Source organism: Cryobacterium sp. Hz9, assembly GCF_004402825.1.
Classification (GTDB): Bacteria; Actinomycetota; Actinomycetes; order Actinomycetales; family Microbacteriaceae; genus Cryobacterium; species Cryobacterium gelidum.
In genome coordinates this window covers 16,574-37,942 of the sequence record NZ_SOFC01000024.1, presented here as the reverse complement: position 1 = coordinate 37,942, position 21,369 = coordinate 16,574, and the positions used below count along the sequence as shown (strand labels likewise).

Sequence of the window (21,369 nt, the reverse complement as noted above, 5' to 3'; positions counted from 1 at the left end):
CTCGGCCAGTCTTGTCGCGTTCCGGGTACTGATCCATCGTCCGGGGCCGCGTTCCACGACCTATTTTGACCGTAGCCACCCCCACTGGGCAACGCCTGTGCAGCACTGAGCGCAGAGCGACTACGCGATGAAGGCCCGATAGGCCGCGTCGTTCGCGCGGAGTACCCGCAGTACGTTTTGGTAGCCGAGCTTCTGCAAGTCAGCATCCGTCCACCCTCGCCGGGACAGCTCAATAAACAGGTTCGGGTATTCCGACACGTTGGCCAGGCCGACCGGCATGTCTGCACAGCCGTCAAAGTCGCCGCCGAGACCGATGTGATCGACGCCAGCCACGCTGCGGGCGTGCTCGACGTGGTCGGCAACGTCCGCCACCGTGACGACCGGTTTCTCACCAACCGAACCGCCATCCTCCCAGCGTCGGTAGTCGGCGGAAATGAACGCCGGCACGAAGGTGATCATCTGCACACCGTCGTTGGCGGCGAGCCGGGTGAGTATCGCATCCGGAACGTTGCGCGGGTGCGGATTGAGGGCAAAACACGAAGAGTGGCTGAAGAGAAGGGGCAGCGTTGTGGCGTCAAGGGCGTCCTGCATCGCGGCAGCGGAAACGTGCGAGAGGTCGACCATGATACCGATGCGGTTCATCTCCGCGATGACGGCCCGGCCACGCTCATTGAGGCCGTTGTGGATCACCTCGCCGACAGCTGCGTCCGCCCACGCCGTGGACGAGTTCCAAGTCAGTGTCATGTAGCGCACGCCAAGCCGGGCGTACTCGCGCAGTACCGCGAGTGAGTTGTTCATCTGGTTACCGCCCTCGACCCCCAGAAGCGACGCAATTCTTCCGCTCTGCTGCGCATGCGCAACGTCGTCGGCAGTGACAGCTCGTTCGAAAACATCGGGGTAGGCCGCAATCAGGCGGTGAACGAAGTCGATTTGCTCGAGCGTCGCTTGCACCGCATCGGAACCCTCAAGGTCGGTGTGCACCCACACGGACCAGAACTGGCCCTGTACCCCTCCTCGACGCAACTTGGGGACATCCGTTTGCAACTGACTACGCCCCGAATCAGGCTCGGAGTCCAGCCCGGTAACGGAATAGTCCCGACGCTCACGGCAGGCCCAGGCGAGGTCGTTGTGCCCGTCAATAACGGCAAATTTCGGAATTCTTACGGTCATGTGCACTCTTCCCGGCAATCGATGCGCTTTGTCCAGCCTAGGACCCCCACTATCGGGCATTTTGGAGCGCTCGGACGGTGACGACTTCCGGCGCCATGCGCCGTATTCGTGCCCGCCACGCCGGGCCACGGGCGGGAGTAGTCGTTCGTCGGATTCGCACTCTTCTGCCACCTCCCCTTCGCGGGGGATATTGACCCTCATAAAGGTGACTGCGCCGCCGACTTGAATCGGGGTACTCTCTGCCAGTAAGTTGCTGAGAAAGAATCATTTTCGTACGCCGCCCGCCACGACAAGTGCCAGCATTGGCAGACTGTCACTTTAACCCCTCTGTTCCTGTCAACCCGACTGCAGGGAATGCCAACGTGATATCCACTCCGTCTCGCCAATCCACCGTCAGAATCAACTTCGCAGATTCGTGTTACACCACACTCGGCCAATTGCATGTGGCGGCGCTGTCACGTTCGACCGCAGGGGAGACAACGCATGAGTGAGTCAGATTCGTCCGCATCTTTCGCACAGTCCCGGCCACTGGGCCGCACCCCCAAGCTTCGACTCGTTGATCAGGCGGTACCGGCGCACACCGACATTGCAGTCGACACAGCTTCATCGGGGTTGATCTGGGCGCGGCGCTACCGAACCAAGCTCAGACTGACCGATGTCGCCGTCATTGTGCTCGCGGTCGGTGTTGCGCTGGTCGCCCGGTTCGGCGTAGACGGCATCCCGGCAGAACCGGGATCTTTCAGCGCCAACTACTGGCTGGTGTCGCTGCTTATCGTGGCGACCTGGCTCACGACCCTCGAGCTATTCCACACTCGAGACTCCCGAGTCGTCGGCGTCGGAGCGACCGAGTACAAACAAGTCATCAACGCCAGCGCCGTGACCTTCGGCACGCTCGCCATTACCTTCCTGATATTTCAGATCGACATCGCCCGCCTCTACTTCATTCTGGCGCTTCCTCTCGGCATCATCGCGCTGGTTCTCGAACGGTGGCTGTGGCGCAAATGGCTGCTGCACCAGCGTAAGTTCGGTCACTACCTTTCTCGCGGGATCGTTGTCGGAAATCGCGCCGACGTGGAATACGTCGTCAGCCAGATCGACAACAAATCCGGTGCTGCTTACTACATCGTCGGTGTCGCCCTCGAAGACGGCATCGGTGACGAGATCCTGGCGGGCGCGCGCAGGGTGCCGATCGTCTCCGATTTGGAGCATGTCGCTGCTGCGGCGGCTGCCATGGCTGTCGACACGGTCATCGTGGCCGGGCAGCCCAGCGGCGGCAGTTCCTATATTCGCAGCCTCGGCTGGGACCTCGAGGGAACCTCGGCAGAGCTTGTTCTGTCCAGCCGACTGACGGATGTCGCTGGTCCCCGCATCCATTTTCGCCCGGTTGATGGCCTCCCACTGATCCATGTCGAAATTCCCCGTTTCGAGGGGGGGCGCCATGCCCTCAAGCGCACGCTGGACATCGTGACGACAAGTTTCGCCATTTTGTTTTTGCTCCCCGTTCTCGCCGTGATTGCCGTGCTCATCAAACTGGACAGCCCCGGCCCCGTGCTATTTCGGCAGGAGCGGTGCGGCCGCAATGGAGAAACATTTCGCATAATCAAGTTCCGCTCCATGGTGCAGACCGCGGAAGACGATCTGGCCGGCCTGCTCGACCAAAATGAAGCCGCCGGGGCGCTGTTCAAGATTCGCAACGACCCCCGAATAACCAAGATCGGACGCGTTCTTCGCAAGTACTCGCTCGACGAGCTGCCCCAGCTGTGGAACATCTTCGTCGGCGAGATGAGCCTGGTGGGGCCACGCCCGCCATTGCCCGAGGAAGTTCAGGTATACGAGACCCACGTGCACCGTCGGCTGTACATCAAGCCCGGCCTGACCGGCATGTGGCAGATCAATGGCCGGTCGAATCTCAGCTGGGAAGACAGCGTGCGGCTCGACCTATACTACGTCGAGAATTGGTCGCTCGCCGGCGACCTGATGATCATCTGGCGCACCTTCAAGACCGTCATTCAACCGGTAGGGGCATATTGACCGGGAAGCACCGTCTGGCTGCTTTCTCGCCCTCGGAGACGCCTGTGTCGCGGCCAACGGCCACGTCTCATCGGCTGTCATCATTCACCTCAGCGTGACCTGTACTGGGGGAGCTCTCGCGCTCTTTCATAAGTGAGTTTTGATCAGCTTGACAGTAGCCTTGGCGCTACCGGACGGAGAATACTGTGGGACCGATCGACGATCTGAGGCGCATCGCGAGCCAGTGGTTACTCGTTCTCATCGTCGGCGTGCTCGGCGGCGCGTCGGCCTGGGCTTACGCGATCAGCTTGCCCACCCAGTATCTGGCGACCAACAGCATTTTCGTCACCAGCGACCGAGGCGAGACCACGAGCGAGCTTCTACAATCCTCGACGCTTACGCAGAATCTGATGCAGTCCTACGCGCAGCTCGCAACGACGCCAACCGTTCTCAAACCAGTCATTAGCCAATTGGGGCTGGACACGACCCCCCAGGCCCTCGCATCGCGCGTCACCGCCGTCACACCGCTCAACACCGTGATCATCAATATCGCCGTCACCAGTCAATCCGCGGCGCAGGCCGTCGTTCTCGCCGATGCCATCTCCGACTCCCTTGCCAGGACGGTTCTGACCCTGGCGCCGAAAAAAACGGGCAGCGTGCCGTCGATCGCGGTCACGACAGTGACCCCCGCTCAACTCCCGGTCGGGCCGTTTGCGCCCGATACCCGGCTCATTGTGCTGACCGGTCTACTGCTCGGGTTCGTTCTCGGCGCTGGATACGCGCTGGCACGGAAGGTGCTCGACACTCGGGTCAGCACGAAGAAGGACCTCGACCGGGTCTCGACCGCTCCCCTACTGGGAATGATCGGCCGCAAGCGGCGCAGCGACCCGGCCGGCCTGATCATGAGGGTGTTGCCGCAGAGTGCGCCGGCCGAGGCCTACCGCCGGGTGCGGGCCAATCTCGAATTCCTCGATGTCGACAACCCACCGCGCAGCGCCGTTGTCACGTCTGCGAGCGCCCGCGACGGCAAGTCCACGACCGCAATCAATTTGGCGCTCGCCATGACGGAATGCGGGTCGCGAGTGCTGATAATCGATGCCGACCTGCGACGTCCGTCGATCGCCGAACTGTGCGACCTCGAAGGCGATGTCGGCCTCACAACCATTCTGCTCGGCTACGTCGGACCCGAAGATGCCATCGTGCGGTGGTCAGACGGACTGGATGTACTGCCGTCCGGTGCGGTGCCGCCCAACTCCGGTCAACTGCTCGGTTCGGCCGCGATGAAGACACTGATGCAACGCCTGCGTGAGGACTATGACTTCATCATTGTCGATTCCCCTCCGCTGTTGACGGCGACAGACGCCCTCGGCCTGTCCCGTCTCACCGACGGTGCCATCGTGGTGGCCCGCTACAAGTCGACCACTCGTCAGCAGCTGGCAGCGACCACAGATTCGCTCGATGCGGTTAATGCCCGCATTTTGGGCATCGTGCTCAATCGGGTGCGTGAACGTCGCACCGGGCTGTACTACGGCCCGCTCAAGGCGGTCGCCGCCGCATCGATGCCGCAGATGAGCCCGGCCAACAAGAAACAAATCCCGGGGCTCCTCGGCCGCCAACCCACTACAGATCAAGAAACTGTGACCATCCTAAAGTCCAAGAAACTTCCACGAGACGTGCAGAACGTCAGCCTGAAGCACTGACCCCCTGCGGGCATGGCAACAATGACGACAACTTGCCCCCCTCACAGGTGGCAGCGCAGTAACTAAAAGAAGCGCTAGGGTAGGCAAACAGTAACTGAAAAGATCTCACTAACCCGAACGTGACGACGTGGCCTCCCCGTGGGGCTGCTTCCACGTACTCCTGAACCTGTAAACCCGAACTGCAGGGAATGCCCGTGACCAAGAATTCGATGCGTCGATCCCCCATTTACCAACCGCCGAGCATGGCGGCGATCGTGCTCCGTCACGCACCGGAGCGAGGCCCTTTTTATGGGCTGAGCTCACCATGAACGATGCCGTTCCTGCTCACTCTGATGCCGACCCTCGCAGTACGACCGGGAACATCTTGATCGGCGAGATGAGCCGGATCAGCCCTCGATCGCTCCTCGCTCCTTGCCTGTCAAGTCGAGACCTACGAGCGCCACGTGCACCGCAAGGGCGGCCGTTCGGCCCCGCAGTGGCCTAGCAGTCCAGTCCCAGCGATCCACTGAACCAATCCGAACCGTGTGAGGGAACGCAATGCTACAACGTATTGGATATGCCGGCGGAGCCTTCGACCTGTTTCACGTCGGGCACCTGAACATCCTGAAACATGCAAAAAGCCAGTGCGACTATCTCATCGCGGGAGTCGTGTCCGACGAGATGCTCGAGCTTACGAAAGGGCGAGGGCCGATTGTTCCTTTGGCCGAACGATTGGAAATCGTTCGGCACATCTCCTTTGTCGACGAGGCGGTGGAGGAGCGACTCCCGAACAAGATCGATACCTGGCGCGCCGTACCGTTCGACATCTATTTCAAGGGCGACGACTGGAAGGAAACAGAACGCGGTCAGCAGCTCGAACGCGAATTTGCCGCTTTTGGAGTGGAGGTCGTGTACTTCCCCTACACAATGACCACATCGAGCACCCTGCTCCGTCGCGCGCTCAACTCGCTCGATCCCATCGGAGCTTCTCGTCTCCGCGCCAACTCCATCCACTGATACTGACGAGCAGACCTCTGATTTCTGACATTGATTCAGGAACAGCCTGCGATCCCCCCGGATTGGGGTCATTAACTGGCATTGATTCCTCCTCCATGTGATACTGCTACAGGCGCGAGTTCACCCTCGGAACCCGGGCTCAGCCCCGGAAGTGTGACCGATCAGGGCACAGGGCTGCGTGACTAATAGAAGACCGTGGTGGCGATCGACGTCGGTCGCGGCGAGGAGAACAATGACAGAGTCTGACGTGAATTGTGTCCGTGAGCAGCGACCCCGGCATACCCGGCGCATGCGAAAGCGCTCACTCAAGAAAACCCTTCTGGCGATCACCGCGACAAGTATTGTTGCGGTCGGCGGCTCCAGCCTGACCGGCTTAACCGCTCAGGCAACCACGGGCTCCGACGCTGCAGTGAACTTTGTCGCGAACGATACGTTCAACTCCGGGCTCGACGGATGGATGGGCGGTGCGGAGACGAAGATGACCTCCGGAGAGGGGCGTGACGCAACGCAGGGCGTGCGGCTGACCAATACGTCGTCAGCAGCGACGTCTGTCATGTTGAACGATCGCAGCAACGCCGTGTCGAATACCGTGGCCGGACACACGTACGAGGCCACCGCTTGGGTGCGCTCCGAGACGGCCGGCCAGTCGGTTCTCCTTCGGCTACTTGAAGAGGATGCCGGCTACGACGTCATCGACAGCCAGCAGACACACCAGTGGCGCACGGGAACAGCATGGAAGAAGATCACGACGAACTACACCGCCACGCGCGCGGCCTCGTCAATTGATCTCCACGTGCTCGCGCTGAACATGCAACCGGAGAACGCTGTCGTGATCGACGACGTTTCCCTCATCGACACCACAGAAAACTCATCCGTCGACCGACCCATTGCGCCTCCGACACCCACGTCCACCCCGACTCCCACTGCAACCACGACCCCTCCCGCCGGCTGGAACTTGGCCTGGAGCGACGAGTTCAACGGATCGGGCATCGACAGAACCAAGTGGAAAGTCGATAACCTATCGACGTACGGTGACGGTAACAATGAAGTGGCGTGTCTGATGGACCGGCCGGAGAACGTCAAAACGGCTGACGGCCTTCTCACAATCACCGCCCGCAAGGAATCGGCCCCGGTCGCCTGCGGCACCAATGACTCACGGTTCCCGGACGGTCGCTCGTTCACATCAGCCATGCTGAGCACGAAGGACAAGATCGACTTTGAATACGGCCGCTTCGAAATCAGCGCGAAGACCCCATTGACCCAGGGAACCTCCAAAGGCCTCTGGCCCGCATTCTGGATGCGCCCGGCCAGTGGCGGAATAGGCGAACTCGACATCCTCGAGGCAGTAGGCACCAGCAAAGCCGATTCATTGTCGGCGAACAAGCTCGTGCACACGATTCACTACGACTACGTGGGCACGCACCCCCAGCAGGCCACGACGTATACCCTGCCAACGGGTACAACCGCTGACGGTTTCCACAACTACGCAGTCGAATGGGCCCCCGGCTCGATCAAGTGGTACGTCGACGGCGTCCTGAGTGCGGAACGCAACATCTCGACCACGTCGTGGCTCGATGAAGCGTTCGTCAAGGACTTTTACCTTCGCCTGAACATGGCCGTCGGCGGCAACTGGCCCGGCGCGCCCGACGCAGACACCGCATTCCCTGCGACCTACCAAGTTGACTACGTGCGGGTCTACCAGCGCTAGTCGCGCCGGCTAACCGCAGCACTGCAGCCTCCTGCGAACAGGCCAGCCAGGGACAACTCTGGCTGGCCTGTTCGTCATGCAGGCGCCGTTTTACAGTCCTCTACCACTGCGATTGACCGCGCGCACGAGCGGGCCGGCCGGCACCAAGTGCGCCGCGATTGCCAGCGCGGCATATGCGCGCAATTGCGAGCGGTCATGGTTGATGGTTCGAGCGGCCCACGAGCGCGCTTCCGCTCGTCGGCCGAGGGCCGCCCAGGCGAAAGCGATCTGACCTTCGATCCTGGCCGATCCCTTCGGACTCTCGGAGAACTCCGGGTGCTTATTCAACAAATAACTAAGCCCGTCAATGATTCCTTGCCATTTACCTTCGAAGAAGGACGTTCGATTCCAATGCACAACGACCAAGGAGTCTTGCACCCCCCTGATATGTCCGACGCGAGCAGCTCGCAGCAGGTAGTCATAATCTTCCCCGTAGGACGCTGGTAAATCTTCGTCCACCAGACCGAGTACCCCGGTCACGTCAGATCGCCTGATTAAAAACGATGAGGGATGAATTTCGGTCACTCGCGACTTCAGGAGATCACTGAACTCCGTGCGGTCAGGCGGCAGCCGGTCGACCAAACGGCCTGCTGTAGCGATCCGAATTCCGGTAGAAATGAGAACCGCTGCGGGATCTTCTCGCCACAGGGACACTTGACGTTCAAGCTTCGACGGCAACCACTCGTCGTCATCGTCACAGAAGGCGATGAGTTCGCCATCGGACGCGAGAATCCCCGTATTGCGGCCTCCGGCAAGTCCCGGCGAACGGGTGTTTGCAAGGGTTTGCAGCCTGCGCTGACCCTCCGGAATGACGATGTCCTCAAGCAGATCGATTTCGATCCGATCGAAAACCACGGTCAAATCAATCGCCCCCGCATAGTCCTGGCCGAGGACCCCTTTCACCGCTGCACGCAGCATCTCCGGCCTGCCTCGAGTCGCAATAACGACACTAACGCTCGGCGCGTGCACGCCTTGTTGGTCTGTCACGGTTGGCCACCTCTGCGCCTCTAGTGCGTGTACGGGTACGCGATTGACGACGAAACATTTAGAAAGCGAACGCTGCATTGCCGCGACCGTGGCGTCAGTGTAACCGATGAGAGGAGCGCAACGCGGGCGTCAATTTGGACGTAGCCCCGGACTGGGGGCGCATCGTTATCGCGGCAGCGAGCATTGCCACCAGTAGGCCCGTTGTCATGATCCCGTAGTAGGTCGACTCGACGATAACCACCAGCAACACCGTGTTGCACGCCTCACGCACCGGTTCCCGTTCCCGGATCGATCTGAAAAACGCCCAGACGAGCCACCCCATGAAGAGCACCGCGCCCGGGAATCCGTGCGAGAACATCACCATCCACAATTGCCCCTGGGTACCGACGGAAGGAATGCCGGGGGATGCCGATGGTCGCGGAGCACCGAACCCGAACAGAGGTGATTCCAGAGCGCGAGTGAACGTCTCCTCGTAGAGGCTCGCCCGATCTTGCGTCGATGAACTCGTCTCGACTCGTTGAGTCAGCCGCTGCTCGATCGGAAGCACGGAGAAGGCCGCCACGACCAGAAGGGCCAGTCCGGCCAGGGCGAGAATAACCTTCACATTGCCGCGCGCAATCGCTCGCACGCTGATATAGACGGCAGCAAGGCCGAGACCGAGAAACATTCCCCGGTTCAAGGTGAGCAAAGCCGGAACTATTGAGACGGGGACGGCCAGGAGCAACCACCAGAATCGTCGCTCCCGCCGCACGAGGATGAGGTAGGCGACCACGATCGGCGTGAGCATCGAGTACGCGTTGCCCCAGCCATTTGTGTAGAGAAAGGGCGCGCTCGGTCTCGGATCAAGCTTCAGCCACCCTGTCGGGTTGTATTGCGTCACTTTGCGCACAACCATTTCCTGCACGAGCTCATTCGATGTGATCGATGACGGAAGTACGAGACCGAACGGGGTATGCACGGAGAGAAGGGGGAAGAACACCCCTACATATCCACCAACGACGACGATGAGCCAGAACACCGTGAGCACCCCGGCGATATAGCGCACGGTCAGGTTCTTTCTCGCGTTGTAAACGTAAACGAACGCGACGGTTACGGCGAGGTAGAGCAGCGCACGGTAAATAAAACCGATCAGACGCCCTCCGCTATCGATCCCCACCACCGAGCACACCATCCACACGAGAAAGAGCAGCCAGATTCCGAACCCGCGCGGCACGTCGACGTGACGTTGGCGCAGGAGATAAAATACCATGACCGCCGCCAACACGATCCATATGGCTTCACCAGGACCTAGCAGCCACCAAACGGGAAAGAGAACGAACATTGAGGTAAAAGGCCACCGAGGAAGCTGATCTATCGGCTGAGAGCCGTCAACGCTCACATCAACGCTGCCCTCGGTACCGCCGACGGCGTGCCGCTGTGCGAACCCATCTGCCATGCTCGTGGTCTCCTCTTGCGGACGAAAAACGCTTTTTGACATCACATTCGGTGCTTGGGGACATTAGTATATGGAGCGATTCCCCCGCAAGGGCGCGGATCCGGTTGAATTCGACCGACGCAACCAGTGCTTTGGAGCAAGCGACTCGCACCGGACCGATGTTAGGGGTACACAGAATATGTCCCAACCAGCAGATGGATCGGCACTGGGCCTGGAGTATTACGGCATAGTGCTCCGGCGACAGTGGCGCGTGATTGTGGGCGGAGTGGTACTCGGAGCTCTGGTGGCCGGGGCATTTCTCGTCATCATTCCGTCGACGGCCACCGCCACCACCGATGTGACTATCAACATCATTTCGACTGACCCGTTCAACGCTAGCAAGCAGGCTTCCGGCCTTCTTGACGGCACGACGGAAACCCAGATCGCCACGTCATATTCCGTCGCCAAAGACGCCGCCGAGCAAATGGGGTCGGAAGTTAGCGCCACCGAGGTGCGTCGCAACGTTGAAATCGCCGCCGTCACCGGAGCGTCGGTCGTGCACATCGCGTTCACGTCCCCGACTGCATCCGGGGCGCACATGGGCGCTGACGCTATCGCAGACGCCTACCTGGCTTATCGCACCGCACAAGCGCAATCAAAGCTCAACGCGATCCTGCAGGGCATCGAAGCTCGCCGCAGCGCGCTCGGCGCCGACCTCGCAGACGCGAACTCCCGCATCAGTTCGTCGGCCCCGAGGAGCGCGGGGGCGAACCAAGCAACGAGCGATAGCGCCCTCATCACCATCGAACTCAACACGCTCCTCACGCAAAAGGGCGTGTTGTCACAAATTGACACTGCCGGTGGCTCGGTTCTCACCACAGCCTCCCAGAACGACATCACCATGAATCCCGACATGATGCAGACGCTCGGGGCCGGACTACTGGCTGGAGGGGTCCTCGGACTCATCGCCGCGTTCGCGATCAACCCGCGTGACCGTCGGCTGCGGAACGCCTTGGAAGTATCGCGGGCAACGGATTTCCCCGTGCTCGCGGACATCCGCTCGAAGAGCGCGTCAATCCCGGAGAGCCGAGGGACTCTCGAGCTGCTGCGGACCGCCCGTGAACGCATCCTCACCGACCTCCCGATCAATACCCGCGTCATGGCAATCTTTGACGACACCGGGGGTCGTTTTCCCTCCGACATTCCAATCAATTTGGCCCTGGTTCTAGCCCAAAGCGGTCTAACGACCCACCTGATCCTGCCGCGCTCATCTGACGTCTTCTCCACAACACTCCACACCAATTTAGATCTCATCGAGCCCCGCCCTGACGAGTCGGGGGTCACCTATCGGTCGCGCATCTCTCACAACCTTGATGTCACCTTCCCGGCAGCCTCAGGACGGGCGAGCGACTCGAACTTGGACTTGGACTTGGACTTGGACTTGGACTTGGACTTGGACTTGGACTTGGAAGTTTCAAAATTTATACGCAAGAGAGTGGACGAACTCCGCACGGAGGAGCTGTATTTCTTGGTAGTCGACCGAGCAGCCCCGCGATCCAGCGTTCTTGCCGCCTTGCGCCTCTCCGAGGCCGCGATCGTGGTGGTCGGTCTGCATCACAGCAAGGTCGACGGAGTCGCGGATATCGTCACCGAATCCGCCCGTCTGGGAACCGCCTTTCTCGGCACGATCACTGTGCCCCAGGAGCGCAGCCTCCCCGCGCCGAACGGTTCGACCGCGCCAGACATGCACGACCGTAAGAGCAGCGACGCTGATTCCCGCGCAGTATCATCGCCGGCACAGAAATGAGCACGACGGACCATCAAGCGGTGCGCACGAGCGTCTTGCGCGTACCCGTTGATCCGTTCGGGCAAGATCAGATCGTCGACATCGTCATGAAATGGACCGACGGGCCGCACACACACGTCGCCATCGGCGTGAATGCCATGGTCTGCAACATAGCGGCGACGAATGACGACTTTCACGGGAAGGTCATGGCGGCGGATCTCAGCTACGCCGATGGCCAGTCCGTTGTTTGGGCGGCGCGACTTCTCGGCGGACGCGTTCCGGAGCGAGTCGCAACGACCGATCTCATTGATGCGCTTGCATCGATCTCAGCGTTGACCGGCAAGAAACTTTTCTTCTACGGCGGTAAACCCGGAGTGGCGGAGCGTGCCGCATCCCAGCTGCGTCACGTTCACCCGGATCTGCAGGTTGCAACCCGAGACGGCTACGTTTCGCATGACGGGATGCCCCAGCTGATTGATGAGATCAACGCTTCCGGGGCTCACATCCTGTTCGTGGGGCTGGGCGAACCACGGCAACAGGATTGGGTATCCCAGTATCGCGACCGACTCACGGTTCCCGCCATTCTGACCTGCGGCGGCTTGTTCGACTGGGTGAGCGGCGACAACAAGCGTGCTCCCGCCTGGATGATTGCGGCTGGGCTCGAGTGGCTCTGGCGGCTGATCATCGAGCCACGGCGGCTCGCTTCCCGGTATCTTCTGGGCAATCCGGCTTTTCTCTACCGCCTCGGCAAGCAGGTAGTGAGCGTGCGGCGTGGGTCAGCCAGGTGACGTGAGTGCTTCAGAGCTAGAATCCCGCGCACAGGATTCGCGGCTGATCGCGCGTCAGGGGGTCGCGAGCTTTCTGGGGTCGGCGACCAGCGCGATCATGGGCTTCATCCTGATCGTCGTTCTTGCCCGCACTCTCGGCGACGTTGGTTCCGGTGTTGTTCTGCAAGCCATCGCCGTTTTCACCATCGTGTTGAGCCTCGCCCGCGCCGGAATGGACTCCGCCGCGGTGTGGATCATGCCGCGCCTCGTCGCGCACGATCCGGTGCGGATTCGGAGCGCCCTCGGCACGATGTTTTTCGTGACGGCGATCAGCAGTTCGGTGTGCGCCGTCGCCACGGCGTTGCTGGCCCCCGGCTTTGCTCTGAGTGGAGACAGCCATTCCGACGAGGTCGTGCGCGCTGTGACGGTTGCCGGTTGGTTTCTTCCGGCCGGAGCGCTCCTCCTGGTTGCCTTGGCCGTGACGCGAGGTCTCGGAGGCATCGTCCCCTACATGGGTGTCGGAAGCGTTGGGCTGCCAGTAGTGCGCTCGATAGTGGTATGGCTGGCCGCCACCGCGGGTGGGTCTTTTGTCGCAGTGACGTTGGCTTGGGCAGCACCTCTGCCAGTTGCACTCATCGCCGTCCTGATCATCGTGAGATTTCAAGTTCGTCGACACGAGCGGGCCGCCGAGACGCGCGGTTCGTGGCGCCCGATCGCGGCGCTGCGGCAAAGCATCTTGAGCTATGCACTACCCCGCACGGTGTCGGCCGGACTCGAGCAGACCCTCATCTGGCTTGACGTGATCATGGTCGGTGTGATCGCGGGTTCGGCGGCAGCGGGAGTCTACGGAGGAGCGAGTCGGTTCGTCGCCGCCGGATTGGTTATCGATACTGCGCTTCGGATCGTGGTCTCGACGCGCTTCAGCACCCTCCTCTTTGAGAAGAAACTTGTGGAGGTTGAAGCGCTCTATCGGGTCGCCGCCACCTTCCTCGTGCTTTTCGGCACGCCGATTTACTTGCTCCTTGCCGTCTTCGCCCCCATCGTACTGAGTTGGCTCGGACCCGGATTCGAGCAGGGATCGACGGCCCTCGTCATTCTGTGCGTCGGCGCCACCCTTGCTTTCACTGCAGGAAACATCCACTCGGTGCTCCTGATGAGCGGGCGAAGCGGGTGGGCGGCTATCAATAAGGGAGTCGTGCTTCTGGTCAATGTGGCCGGCAACCTGGTTCTGATTCCGCTCATCGGCATCACCGGTGCGGCTCTGTCCTGGGCGTTTTGCATGTTGCTCGACGCGACGTTGGCGGTGATCGAGGTGCGGCGATTCCTCGGCATCCGAATGGGAATCGGTACAATCGCCTACGCACTGCTCGTGCCGGTCGTCACATTCGGCGCTCCAGCAATCACCCTGAGGCTGACCATTGGGGCTACGTTTCTGGCGCTCGTTCTCGCAGCCGCAGTAGGGGCGATTCTGTTCGTCGGATGGTGTGCGCTCGATCGAAAGAGGCTGCACCTGCACGATCTTCGCATAATCACCCGACGGCGCTAGCGCGTCTTCTCCACCCTCTATCGAAGCGATCATCAGGAGATTGCCCGAAAGGGGGGTGTCGGGTGCGAAGCAGACGCGTAGTGTGTGCTTTATGTTGAAATTTCGTCAGCTTCTCTCCGGTGTCAGTTTCGACCCAGAGCACCCTGCGGACTCAATCTGCAGGAAATTTCGCCTGGATTCGCTACCGGTCTTTCCGTTGCGAGCCACATCTGCTCAGCGCTCGCGTCACGCCGACCTGTTCCCATCAGACGAGAGAATATTCGCATGAGCGCGCCCGCGGGCTCCCCGACGCCCGAAGACGGCGTCACCCAAAAGCCGTCAGTGCGGCGCAGCGATACACGGAAGCGAATCGCTTGGGTCACAGTTGCCCTGCTCGCAACTGTCGCGGTGGTCGGCGTGGCCTGGGACGCTTGGCCTGCCGGGAAGAGTAGTACCGCCGAGGGGGCCACTGCGACGCCTAATCAGCCGGACGAAGCATCAACGTCTACGCCGACTCCAACGCCGACTCCAACGCCGACTCCAACTCCGACTTCGACTCCGACCTCAACTCCGAGCGCACCAATTCCGACGTCCTCGCCCAGCACACCGGCGACGCACAGCCCCCCTCCGCTGAAAGATGCCACTGTCACGGTGTCAGAGTTTCTTGCTGCCACCGTGATCATCGCACCGGACGCTCCGGATACCGCCGACCAGTTAGCAAAGGTGGCAGCCGGTTCCATCATCGCTGAAATCGAGAATGATCAGCAGGAACTGGTCGCCAACGGTTGGACGCAGGAGGGCACGCCGGTAGTGGACTCGTTGAGCATTGTGAGCAATGACGCCACCGCGACGCCGCCGAGCGCTGTCGTTCAAGCGTGCATCGACTCCAGCGCGGTAGTCACCTTCGATTCCGACGGCAAGCCGCTGGCTGGACCAGGAGATGCGAAGCCCGACCGGGCGCTGAACATCTTCAAGCTGCAGCACGACGGTACTTCCTGGCGCGTGACAGCACGCTCCTTCCCCGACGACACCACGTGCTGACCGCTAGCACTCCCCGATTCGTAATAGTCCCCTGAAAACGCCGCCATTCCCAACAAGGAGAATTGATATGACGCTTACCCCAGGCGTTTCGAATCGTTCGATGGCTTCACGCTTGGGGCCGCTTCTAGCGGCCGGCATCGTGTTGATGTCCGTGCTCGTACCGACAAGCAGTAACGCTGCGACAAGCATTCCGGCGCCTGACGGGCTGTCGTCTGCCACAGCGGCAGCGTCATGTTGGGAAGTCAAGCAGCTCACGCCTGCGGCGCCGAGTGGCGTGTATTGGCTGGGAACTCCCACACTGGGCGCACCACAACAGTTCTACTGCGATCAGGTCACGAGCGGGGGCGGTTGGGTTCTGGTCGGGCGCGGCCGTGAGGGCTGGTCGCAATCAAATGAAGGCGCGGGAACACCAGCGGACGTTCGCGGCACGATCACCGGCCAGGCCGCGTTCGCACCGAAACAACTCTCCAGCAAAGTGATCGGCGGCCTACTCAACGGCCAGCAGGTCAAAGCGCTCCCCGATGGAATTCGACTCAGCCGAGCAACCAACACCGCAGGCACGACCTGGCAGGAGTCCACGTTCGCTTTCTCCTCACCGCGGGTTGAATGGTCGTGGATGTTCGGCAATGTCCAGCGCCTCGCCTCGTGGAAAATCGGGACGGTTACGGGTACCACCGGCCTGACTCAGGCGTTCGGTTCCGGCACCACCCAGGACCGAATTGAAACGGCGACAGGAGCAACCCCCGGCTACTCACCAGGATTCGGGTTCGGCAGTGCCGCTCGGGGCACTCCCGACGCGAGCAGCTATATCTGGGCGTCAAGCACGACCGCGGGGTATCCGCGACCGTTCACCCAGGTGTACCTGCGTCCAAAGCTTTTGAGTTCGACCATCTACGGTGCAATTCCCGACCGGGGAACGGAAAAAGTCGAGCAGACCGGCGTTGCGGAGAGCTTCGCTGTCCCCACCGCCTGGGGTGTCAGTGGAATCGGTGCCGGACCGAATACCGTGGAGGGCAGCAACGAAGTTTCCGCGTTCGCAGAGAGCAATGGCGTCGTGTACGTCGGCGGAAACTTCCTCACCGTGCAGAAGACGGCTGCAGGTGGATCCCAGGTCGCACAGGCGTATCTAGCCGCCTTCGACGTGAAGACGGGTGCGTGGATCTCCTCGTTCAGGCCCACCTTTGACAAACAGGTCAAGGCCCTCGCCGTCTTACCCAACGGAAATCTTGCCGTCGGCGGATTTTTCGGCCAAGTGAACGGACAGTCGCGTCCGGGGCTGGTCGTACTGAACCCGACGACCGGCGTCACCGCCACCGACTTCACAACACAACTGACTAACAGTCTGAGCGGCGGGGTGCCCATTGTCCGGGCGCTCGACGTGCAGAATGACTGGCTGTACATCGGCGGCACGTTCACACACATGACCGGCGGCACGGCGACCAGTCAGGTTTACTTGCGCTCTGCCGGTCGGGTCTCGGTCAGCAACGGAACGCCTGATTCGACCTGGAATCCGGAGTTCAACGGCACTGTGGTCTCGCTCGACGCCTCCTCGATCGGTGACCGCGTGTATTTCGCCGGTTTCTTCAGCGCCTCAAAGGCGACGGCAGCCGTGAAGGGCGCCGTAATCAACACATCCGACGCGTCGGTCATCCCATGGACGATCAATTTTTCCAGCACGAAAGCCAACTATCAGCAAACTGTCAAGGAAGTAGGAGGCATCGTTTGGATCGGCGGATCAGAACATATGCTGTACAGCTATGACCGCACTGCAATGACGGAAAAGAGCAGCAATGTCGGCAATGCCGGAGGTGATTTCCAGGCCATCTCGACTGACGGCTCGGTCATCTACGGCGGCTGCCATTGCTTCTTCTCGAACTATCACGGCTCGCACACCTGGCCGTCGGTGGGCACCGGCTGGACTCAAGCGACGAAGATCAGTAGCGCCGGCGCTTGGGACAATGTGACCGGAGCACCGCTCCCGCAGTTCAGCCCGATCGTGAATCAGCGAGTCGGCGCGGGCGCCTGGGCACTCTTCAATGACTCATTGGGGAACACCTGGTTTGGCGGGGACTACACGGCGTCGGTGAAAGCCGGGTTCGTTCGCCAATGGTCCGGGGGGTTCGTGCGATTCGCTCATAACGATTCGCAGGCGCCGACCGTACCGTCGGCACTCACGGTCTCGACATCGGCTAGCGGTGACACCCTCAATTGGTCCGGTTCGTCTGACGCTCGTGGAGCCGTGAGCTACCAGATTCTGCGGAACGACAGGGTAATTGCGACGGCACCGTCCCTCAGTATCACTGTCGCAGCCGCCCCTGTTGGCACGAAGTACTTCGTTCGAGCCGTTGACGGTTCAGGAAACTGGTCGTCAAGCACGCCGGCTGCCCTAGTCTCAACGACGCCCCCGCCCGGTTCAGGCAATCCCATCCTGATCGACGCCGGAAGTACGTGGAGTTACTACTACTCGACGACGGACCCAACTGCCGGCTGGCAGGCGCCTACCTATGACGCCTCAAGCTGGTCAACCGGTCCAGCCCCGATCGGCTGGGGACACACGACCCTGGGCACGACTCTCTCGAGGGTTGCACCTCAAGCCCTCACCTCGTATTACCGCAAGTCATTCAGTGTGGCCGATGCATCGAAAATCGCCTCAGTGAAGCTGACGACACGCGCGGACGATGGGATCGTCGTCTACGTGAATGGCGCAGAGGTGGTGCGTACGAACATCGGAACCGGCACGGTAACGTCATCGACCTACGCCACATCGGCTATTTCGGCCACGAACGCGCTGGCAAACCCGGTAACGGTCACGGTACCGGGATCTGCGTTCGTGACCGGGACGAACCTGATCACGGCTGAGGTGCACTCCAATTACCGCGCTACCCCGAGCGCTAGCTTCGAGCTAACGGCCGTGGTGCAGTAAGTCAATGGGTAAGCAGGACGAGGAAAGAATCCCATGACACGCTCTTCACTAGCGTTACCGGTGCCGACGGCATTGCCGGTGCCGACGGCATTGCCGGTGCCGACGGCATTGCCGGTGCCGGAAGCCTCGCCGGCGCCGGAAACATCGGCATTGCCGGCATCGGACGGCACCTCCCGACCTGCCGTTGAAACCGAACGCGCCTTCCGCGCCGCTCTCCGCGGCCTGCGCACCGCGCAAAAGCCGGGCAACGGAGTACCTGCGTATACCCGATGGGTCAATCGGCGTCTTGCCCGATTCGCGGCGGCGTTGGCGTACTCCCGCGGTTGGTCGGCGAATGCTGTCACAGCCACTTCCGCGCTCTTCTCGGTAGGTGGTCTATCACTCCTTATAGCGCTTCCCCCGAGCGTTGGAAGCGGCGTCGGAGCAGCGGTTCTTCTGGCGATCGGCTACGTTCTAGATTCAGCCGACGGCCAGGTCGCGCGCTTGGGAAAAAACGGCGGCCCATCGGGCGAATGGCTCGACCACGTAGTCGATGCCATGCGCACACCGGCAATACACCTCGCCGTGCTCATCGGGCTGTATGCCGTGCCCGGAATCGGAACCTGGCCGCTTCTGATCGCCATCGGGTACTGCCTAGTGAGCTGTGGTCAGTTCCTTAGCCAGATTCTGTCGGAACAGCTGGCCGGCCCCGCCGTGCCGGTATCCGACACCGCCGGGGTCAAGCAATCGCTGGTGCTCGTACCGACCGACACCGGCACACTCTGTTGGATCTTTCTACTCTGGGGCGCGCCGACCGTTTTTGTCTGGGTCTACGCCCTCATGTTCCTGCTCAACACGGTGCATGCCGCGATCTCAATGCGCAGAAAGTATGTTCGGCTCGTCGCGCTCAATCAGCAGTTCGCCCGTGGATGAGTAAAGCCGTCTACTATTCCGTGGCGAAACGGTCGGTCGCCTCGATGATGGCGTCGAGGATGCCGGGCTGGTCGAAGGCATGGCCAGCGTCGGGTATCAGGTGGAATTCAGCCTCCGGCCAGTTCTTGTGCAGGTCCCACGCAGTGAAGGCCGGGGTGCACATGTCGTAGCGACCCTGCACGATCACGCCGGGGATGTCGGCGAGGCGGGAGGCGTTGTCGATGAGTTGGTTCGGGGTGAACCAGCCCCTGTTGGCGAAGAAATGGTTCTCGATGCGGGCGAACGCCACTGCGAAGGCGGGGTCGGAAAAGTGCGCAACCTTGGCGGGCTCCTGCAGCAGGGTGATCGTCGAGGATTCCCAGGTGGCCCACGCCACGCCGGCACGCTGGCGAACGAACTGGTCGGGATCGTGCAGCAGGCGGCCGTAGGCCTCGATCAGGTGGCCGCGTTCATTCTCGGGAACCGGAGCGAGGAACGACTCCCACAGGTCGGGGTAGATCGCGGCGGCACCGCCCTCGTAGAACCAGTCGAGTTCGACCGGGCGCAGGGTGAAGATACCGCGCAGGACGAGTTCGGTGACCTTGTCGGGGTACGTTTGGGCGTACGCGAGCGCGAGGGTGCTGCCCCAGGATCCGCCGCAGACCAACCAGCGGTCAATGCCGAGATGCTCGCGTATTTTCTCCAGGTCAGCTACGAGGGTCCACGTGGTGTTGACGCTCAGGTCCACGTCGGACTCGCTCGCGTGGGGGGTGCTCGAGCCGCAGCCGCGCTGGTCGAACAGGATGATGCGGTATTTCGCCGGGTCGAATACCCGACGCTGGTCGGGGCCGGAAGCGCCTCCCGGGCCGCCGTGCAGATAGACCGCCGGCTTACCGTCGGGATTGCCGGAGGCTTCCCAATAGATGGTCTGATTGTCGCCGACATCGAGCATGCCGGTCTCATAGGGGTCAAGCTCGGGGTAGAAAGTACGCATACCCCGAGCCTATTCCCCGGCACTAAACGATCGCCACGTGCGACGATAGATCATGGCTAGCACATCTCTCACGGAGGCCGAGCTTGGGCACTTCGACCAGGAGCTCAGGGATCAGCGCGACTCGACCGAGATTGAGCTGAACAGGCTGGCGGAATCGCTCGCGAACGTACGCGAAGCGCGAAGCGATGGATCGGCCGACGACGAGCACGATCCGGAAGGTCCGACCCTGTCGAGTGACTGGTCGCGAATCGTCGGTGTTCACCGCGAGTTCCGCGAGAAAGTCGCCGCGATCGATCGTGCGCTGGCCCGCATTGCTGACGGGAGTTTCGGTACGTGCATCCGATGCGGAAGAGGCATCGGGGCCGCCCGGCTGTTGGCCCTCCCGACGGCGGAACTGTGCATCGACTGTGCCCGGGAGGTCGAAGGCCACAACCGGTAGCGGAGTCGGTCGACGGTCACTGCCCCGCGAGGCCGAGTTCGTAGGCCAGAATGACCGCCTGAACCCGATCGCGGACGCCGAGTTTGTGCAGGATGCGGCCGACATGCGTCTTCACGGTCGATTCGGAGAGAAAGAAGCGCTCGGCCAGTTCGGTGTTGGAGAGCCCCTCAGCTAGGGCGAGAAAGACTTCGGTCTCGCGTTCGGTGAGCGCTCCAAGCGCCGTGGGGTCACCGGCAGTACCAGCTTCGGCCTGGGGCAGTTTGGTACCGAACAGGTCGAGCAGGCGTCGGGTCACCCGCGGTGAAACGGATGCTTCTCCCGAGGCCACCGTGCGGATCGCGGCGATCAGCTCCCCCGGTTCGGCGTTCTTCAGCAGAAAACCACTCGCGCCGGCACGCAGCCCTCCGAAGGCGTACTCGTCCAGATCGAAGGTCGTGAGAATGATGATCCGGGTGTTCGGCTGGGCTGTCATGATCTGCCGGGTAGCCTCGATACCGTCGACGTCCGGCATGCGCACGTCCATCAGGATGACCTGGGGGCGCAGGCTTGCGGCGAGCGAAATCGCCTGGGCACCGGAGCCAGCCTCTGCGACCACGGAGAAGTCCTCTTCGGCTTCGAGGACCATGCGAAACCCTACGCGCAACAGCGCCTGGTCGTCGGCGAGCATGATGCTGATCGGTGCGGAATGGGGGGTCATGATTCGTCTTCAAATCTCAGGGTCGCATGCACGCGCCAGCCGTCGTGGAGTCCCGGCGCCGCCTCGAAGATTCCGCCGTAGATCGCGACGCGCTCCTGCATTCCGATCAGGCCGCGGCCAAAGCCCTGGACACTGGCTACTGCCGCCGGTCGGCCGTTGTCGCTTATCGTGATCTGCGCTGTCCCGGGAGAGGAGGTCAGACGCACGGTCACCCTGGTCGGCGTATCCGCATAGCGCAACACGTTCGTCAATGACTCCTGGATGAGCCGAAAGATGGTCAGC

At 61.5% G+C, this 21,369-nt stretch carries 18 protein-coding genes and 1 riboswitch; of the genes, 11 read left to right on the top strand and 7 right to left on the bottom strand.

All coding sequences use genetic code 11. The annotated features are described in order from the left end of the window. Positions 1–64: riboswitch (guanidine-III (ykkC-III) riboswitch) on the bottom strand. 56 nt (positions 65–120) lie between these two features. After that, positions 121–1,170, bottom strand: a complete 1,050-nt coding sequence (locus E3N85_RS15165; protein WP_134464671.1) for a dipeptidase — start codon at positions 1,168–1,170, stop codon at positions 121–123. Between the two features lie 483 nt (positions 1,171–1,653). Here E3N85_RS15165 and E3N85_RS15160 point away from each other — a divergent pair, with 483 nt between their 5' ends. The 4 genes from E3N85_RS15160 (at position 1,654) to E3N85_RS15145 (ending at position 7,584) form a co-directional block, all read left to right on the top strand. Further along, a complete protein-coding gene (locus E3N85_RS15160) occupies positions 1,654–3,201 on the top strand; it encodes a sugar transferase (protein ID WP_134464669.1) in 1,548 nt (515 codons plus the stop codon). A gap of 185 nt (positions 3,202–3,386) precedes the next feature. Next, positions 3,387–4,880 carry a polysaccharide biosynthesis tyrosine autokinase gene (locus E3N85_RS15155; RefSeq protein ID WP_134464667.1) on the top strand — a complete coding sequence of 498 codons (1,494 nt, stop codon included), beginning with the start codon at positions 3,387–3,389 and terminating at the stop codon, positions 4,878–4,880. A 537-nt stretch (positions 4,881–5,417) separates the two neighbouring features. Then, positions 5,418–5,876 carry an adenylyltransferase/cytidyltransferase family protein gene (locus E3N85_RS15150; protein WP_134464665.1) on the top strand — a complete coding sequence of 153 codons (459 nt, stop codon included), beginning with the start codon at positions 5,418–5,420 and terminating at the stop codon, positions 5,874–5,876. A gap of 289 nt (positions 5,877–6,165) precedes the next feature. Next, positions 6,166–7,584, top strand: coding sequence for a family 16 glycosylhydrolase (locus E3N85_RS15145; RefSeq protein ID WP_166783978.1), 1,419 nt, complete (start codon positions 6,166–6,168; stop codon positions 7,582–7,584). Between the two features lie 90 nt (positions 7,585–7,674). Here the strand turns inward: E3N85_RS15145 and E3N85_RS15140 are convergent, their stop codons facing one another. Further along, positions 7,675–8,610: a glycosyltransferase family 2 protein gene (locus E3N85_RS15140; RefSeq protein WP_241978547.1), complete on the bottom strand. Its 936-nt coding sequence runs from the start codon at positions 8,608–8,610 to the stop codon at positions 7,675–7,677. Between the two features lie 94 nt (positions 8,611–8,704). Then, positions 8,705–9,859 carry an O-antigen ligase gene (locus tag E3N85_RS15135; protein WP_134464659.1) on the bottom strand — a complete coding sequence of 385 codons (1,155 nt, stop codon included), beginning with the start codon at positions 9,857–9,859 and terminating at the stop codon, positions 8,705–8,707. Between the two features lie 364 nt (positions 9,860–10,223). Here E3N85_RS15135 and E3N85_RS15130 point away from each other — a divergent pair, with 364 nt between their 5' ends. Genes E3N85_RS15130 through E3N85_RS15120 form a run of 3 tightly spaced genes read left to right on the top strand, consistent with a single transcriptional unit; the run spans position 10,224 to position 14,123 of the window. Beyond that, positions 10,224–11,831 (top strand): hypothetical protein, encoded by a 1,608-nt coding sequence (locus tag E3N85_RS15130; RefSeq protein WP_134464657.1) that lies wholly within the window; start codon positions 10,224–10,226, stop codon positions 11,829–11,831. Continuing rightward, positions 11,828–12,598 (top strand): WecB/TagA/CpsF family glycosyltransferase, encoded by a 771-nt coding sequence (locus E3N85_RS15125; RefSeq protein WP_134464655.1) that lies wholly within the window; start codon positions 11,828–11,830, stop codon positions 12,596–12,598. Before E3N85_RS15130 ends, E3N85_RS15125 begins: the two co-directional genes overlap by 4 nt. Before the next feature lies 1 nt (position 12,599). Continuing rightward, positions 12,600–14,123 carry a polysaccharide biosynthesis C-terminal domain-containing protein gene (locus E3N85_RS15120; protein WP_134464653.1) on the top strand — a complete coding sequence of 508 codons (1,524 nt, stop codon included), beginning with the start codon at positions 12,600–12,602 and terminating at the stop codon, positions 14,121–14,123. A gap of 461 nt (positions 14,124–14,584) precedes the next feature. Here E3N85_RS15120 and E3N85_RS16410 read toward each other — a convergent pair whose 3' ends face one another. Next, the gene (locus E3N85_RS16410; RefSeq protein WP_166783977.1) at positions 14,585–14,752 is read right to left on the bottom strand and encodes a hypothetical protein; all 168 of its coding nucleotides are present in this window, start codon (positions 14,750–14,752) and stop codon (positions 14,585–14,587) included. A 1-nt stretch (position 14,753) separates the two neighbouring features. Between E3N85_RS16410 and E3N85_RS16405 the strand changes: the two genes are divergently transcribed. The 3 genes from E3N85_RS16405 to E3N85_RS15105 all read left to right on the top strand — a co-directional run bounded on the left by E3N85_RS16405 (position 14,754) and on the right by E3N85_RS15105 (position 18,978). After that, positions 14,754–15,143 (top strand): hypothetical protein, encoded by a 390-nt coding sequence (locus tag E3N85_RS16405; protein WP_166783976.1) that lies wholly within the window; start codon positions 14,754–14,756, stop codon positions 15,141–15,143. 100 nt (positions 15,144–15,243) lie between these two features. After that, positions 15,244–18,066 carry a fibrinogen-like YCDxxxxGGGW domain-containing protein gene (locus E3N85_RS15110; RefSeq protein ID WP_134464649.1) on the top strand — a complete coding sequence of 941 codons (2,823 nt, stop codon included), beginning with the start codon at positions 15,244–15,246 and terminating at the stop codon, positions 18,064–18,066. Positions 18,067–18,099: 33 nt separating this feature from the next. Further along, positions 18,100–18,978, top strand: coding sequence for a CDP-alcohol phosphatidyltransferase family protein (locus E3N85_RS15105; RefSeq protein ID WP_198412125.1), 879 nt, complete (start codon positions 18,100–18,102; stop codon positions 18,976–18,978). A gap of 13 nt (positions 18,979–18,991) precedes the next feature. Here E3N85_RS15105 and pip read toward each other — a convergent pair whose 3' ends face one another. Then, on the bottom strand, positions 18,992–19,951 hold the full coding sequence (gene pip / locus E3N85_RS15100) for a prolyl aminopeptidase (protein WP_134464647.1): 960 nt from the start codon (positions 19,949–19,951) through the stop codon (positions 18,992–18,994). Between the two features lie 52 nt (positions 19,952–20,003). On the opposite strand from pip, the gene E3N85_RS15095 reads away from it, so the two are divergent. Further along, complete coding sequence (locus tag E3N85_RS15095; protein ID WP_134464645.1) at positions 20,004–20,390, top strand: TraR/DksA C4-type zinc finger protein; 387 nt, start codon at positions 20,004–20,006, stop codon at positions 20,388–20,390. Positions 20,391–20,406: 16 nt separating this feature from the next. Here E3N85_RS15095 and E3N85_RS15090 read toward each other — a convergent pair whose 3' ends face one another. After that, on the bottom strand, positions 20,407–21,087 hold the full coding sequence (locus E3N85_RS15090) for a response regulator transcription factor (protein ID WP_134464643.1): 681 nt from the start codon (positions 21,085–21,087) through the stop codon (positions 20,407–20,409). Further along, entirely contained in the window at positions 21,084–21,329 is a 246-nt protein-coding gene (locus tag E3N85_RS17200) for a hypothetical protein (protein ID WP_370289381.1), read from the bottom strand. Before E3N85_RS17200 ends, E3N85_RS15090 begins: the two co-directional genes overlap by 4 nt. Between the last annotated feature and the right edge of the window lie 40 nt (positions 21,330–21,369).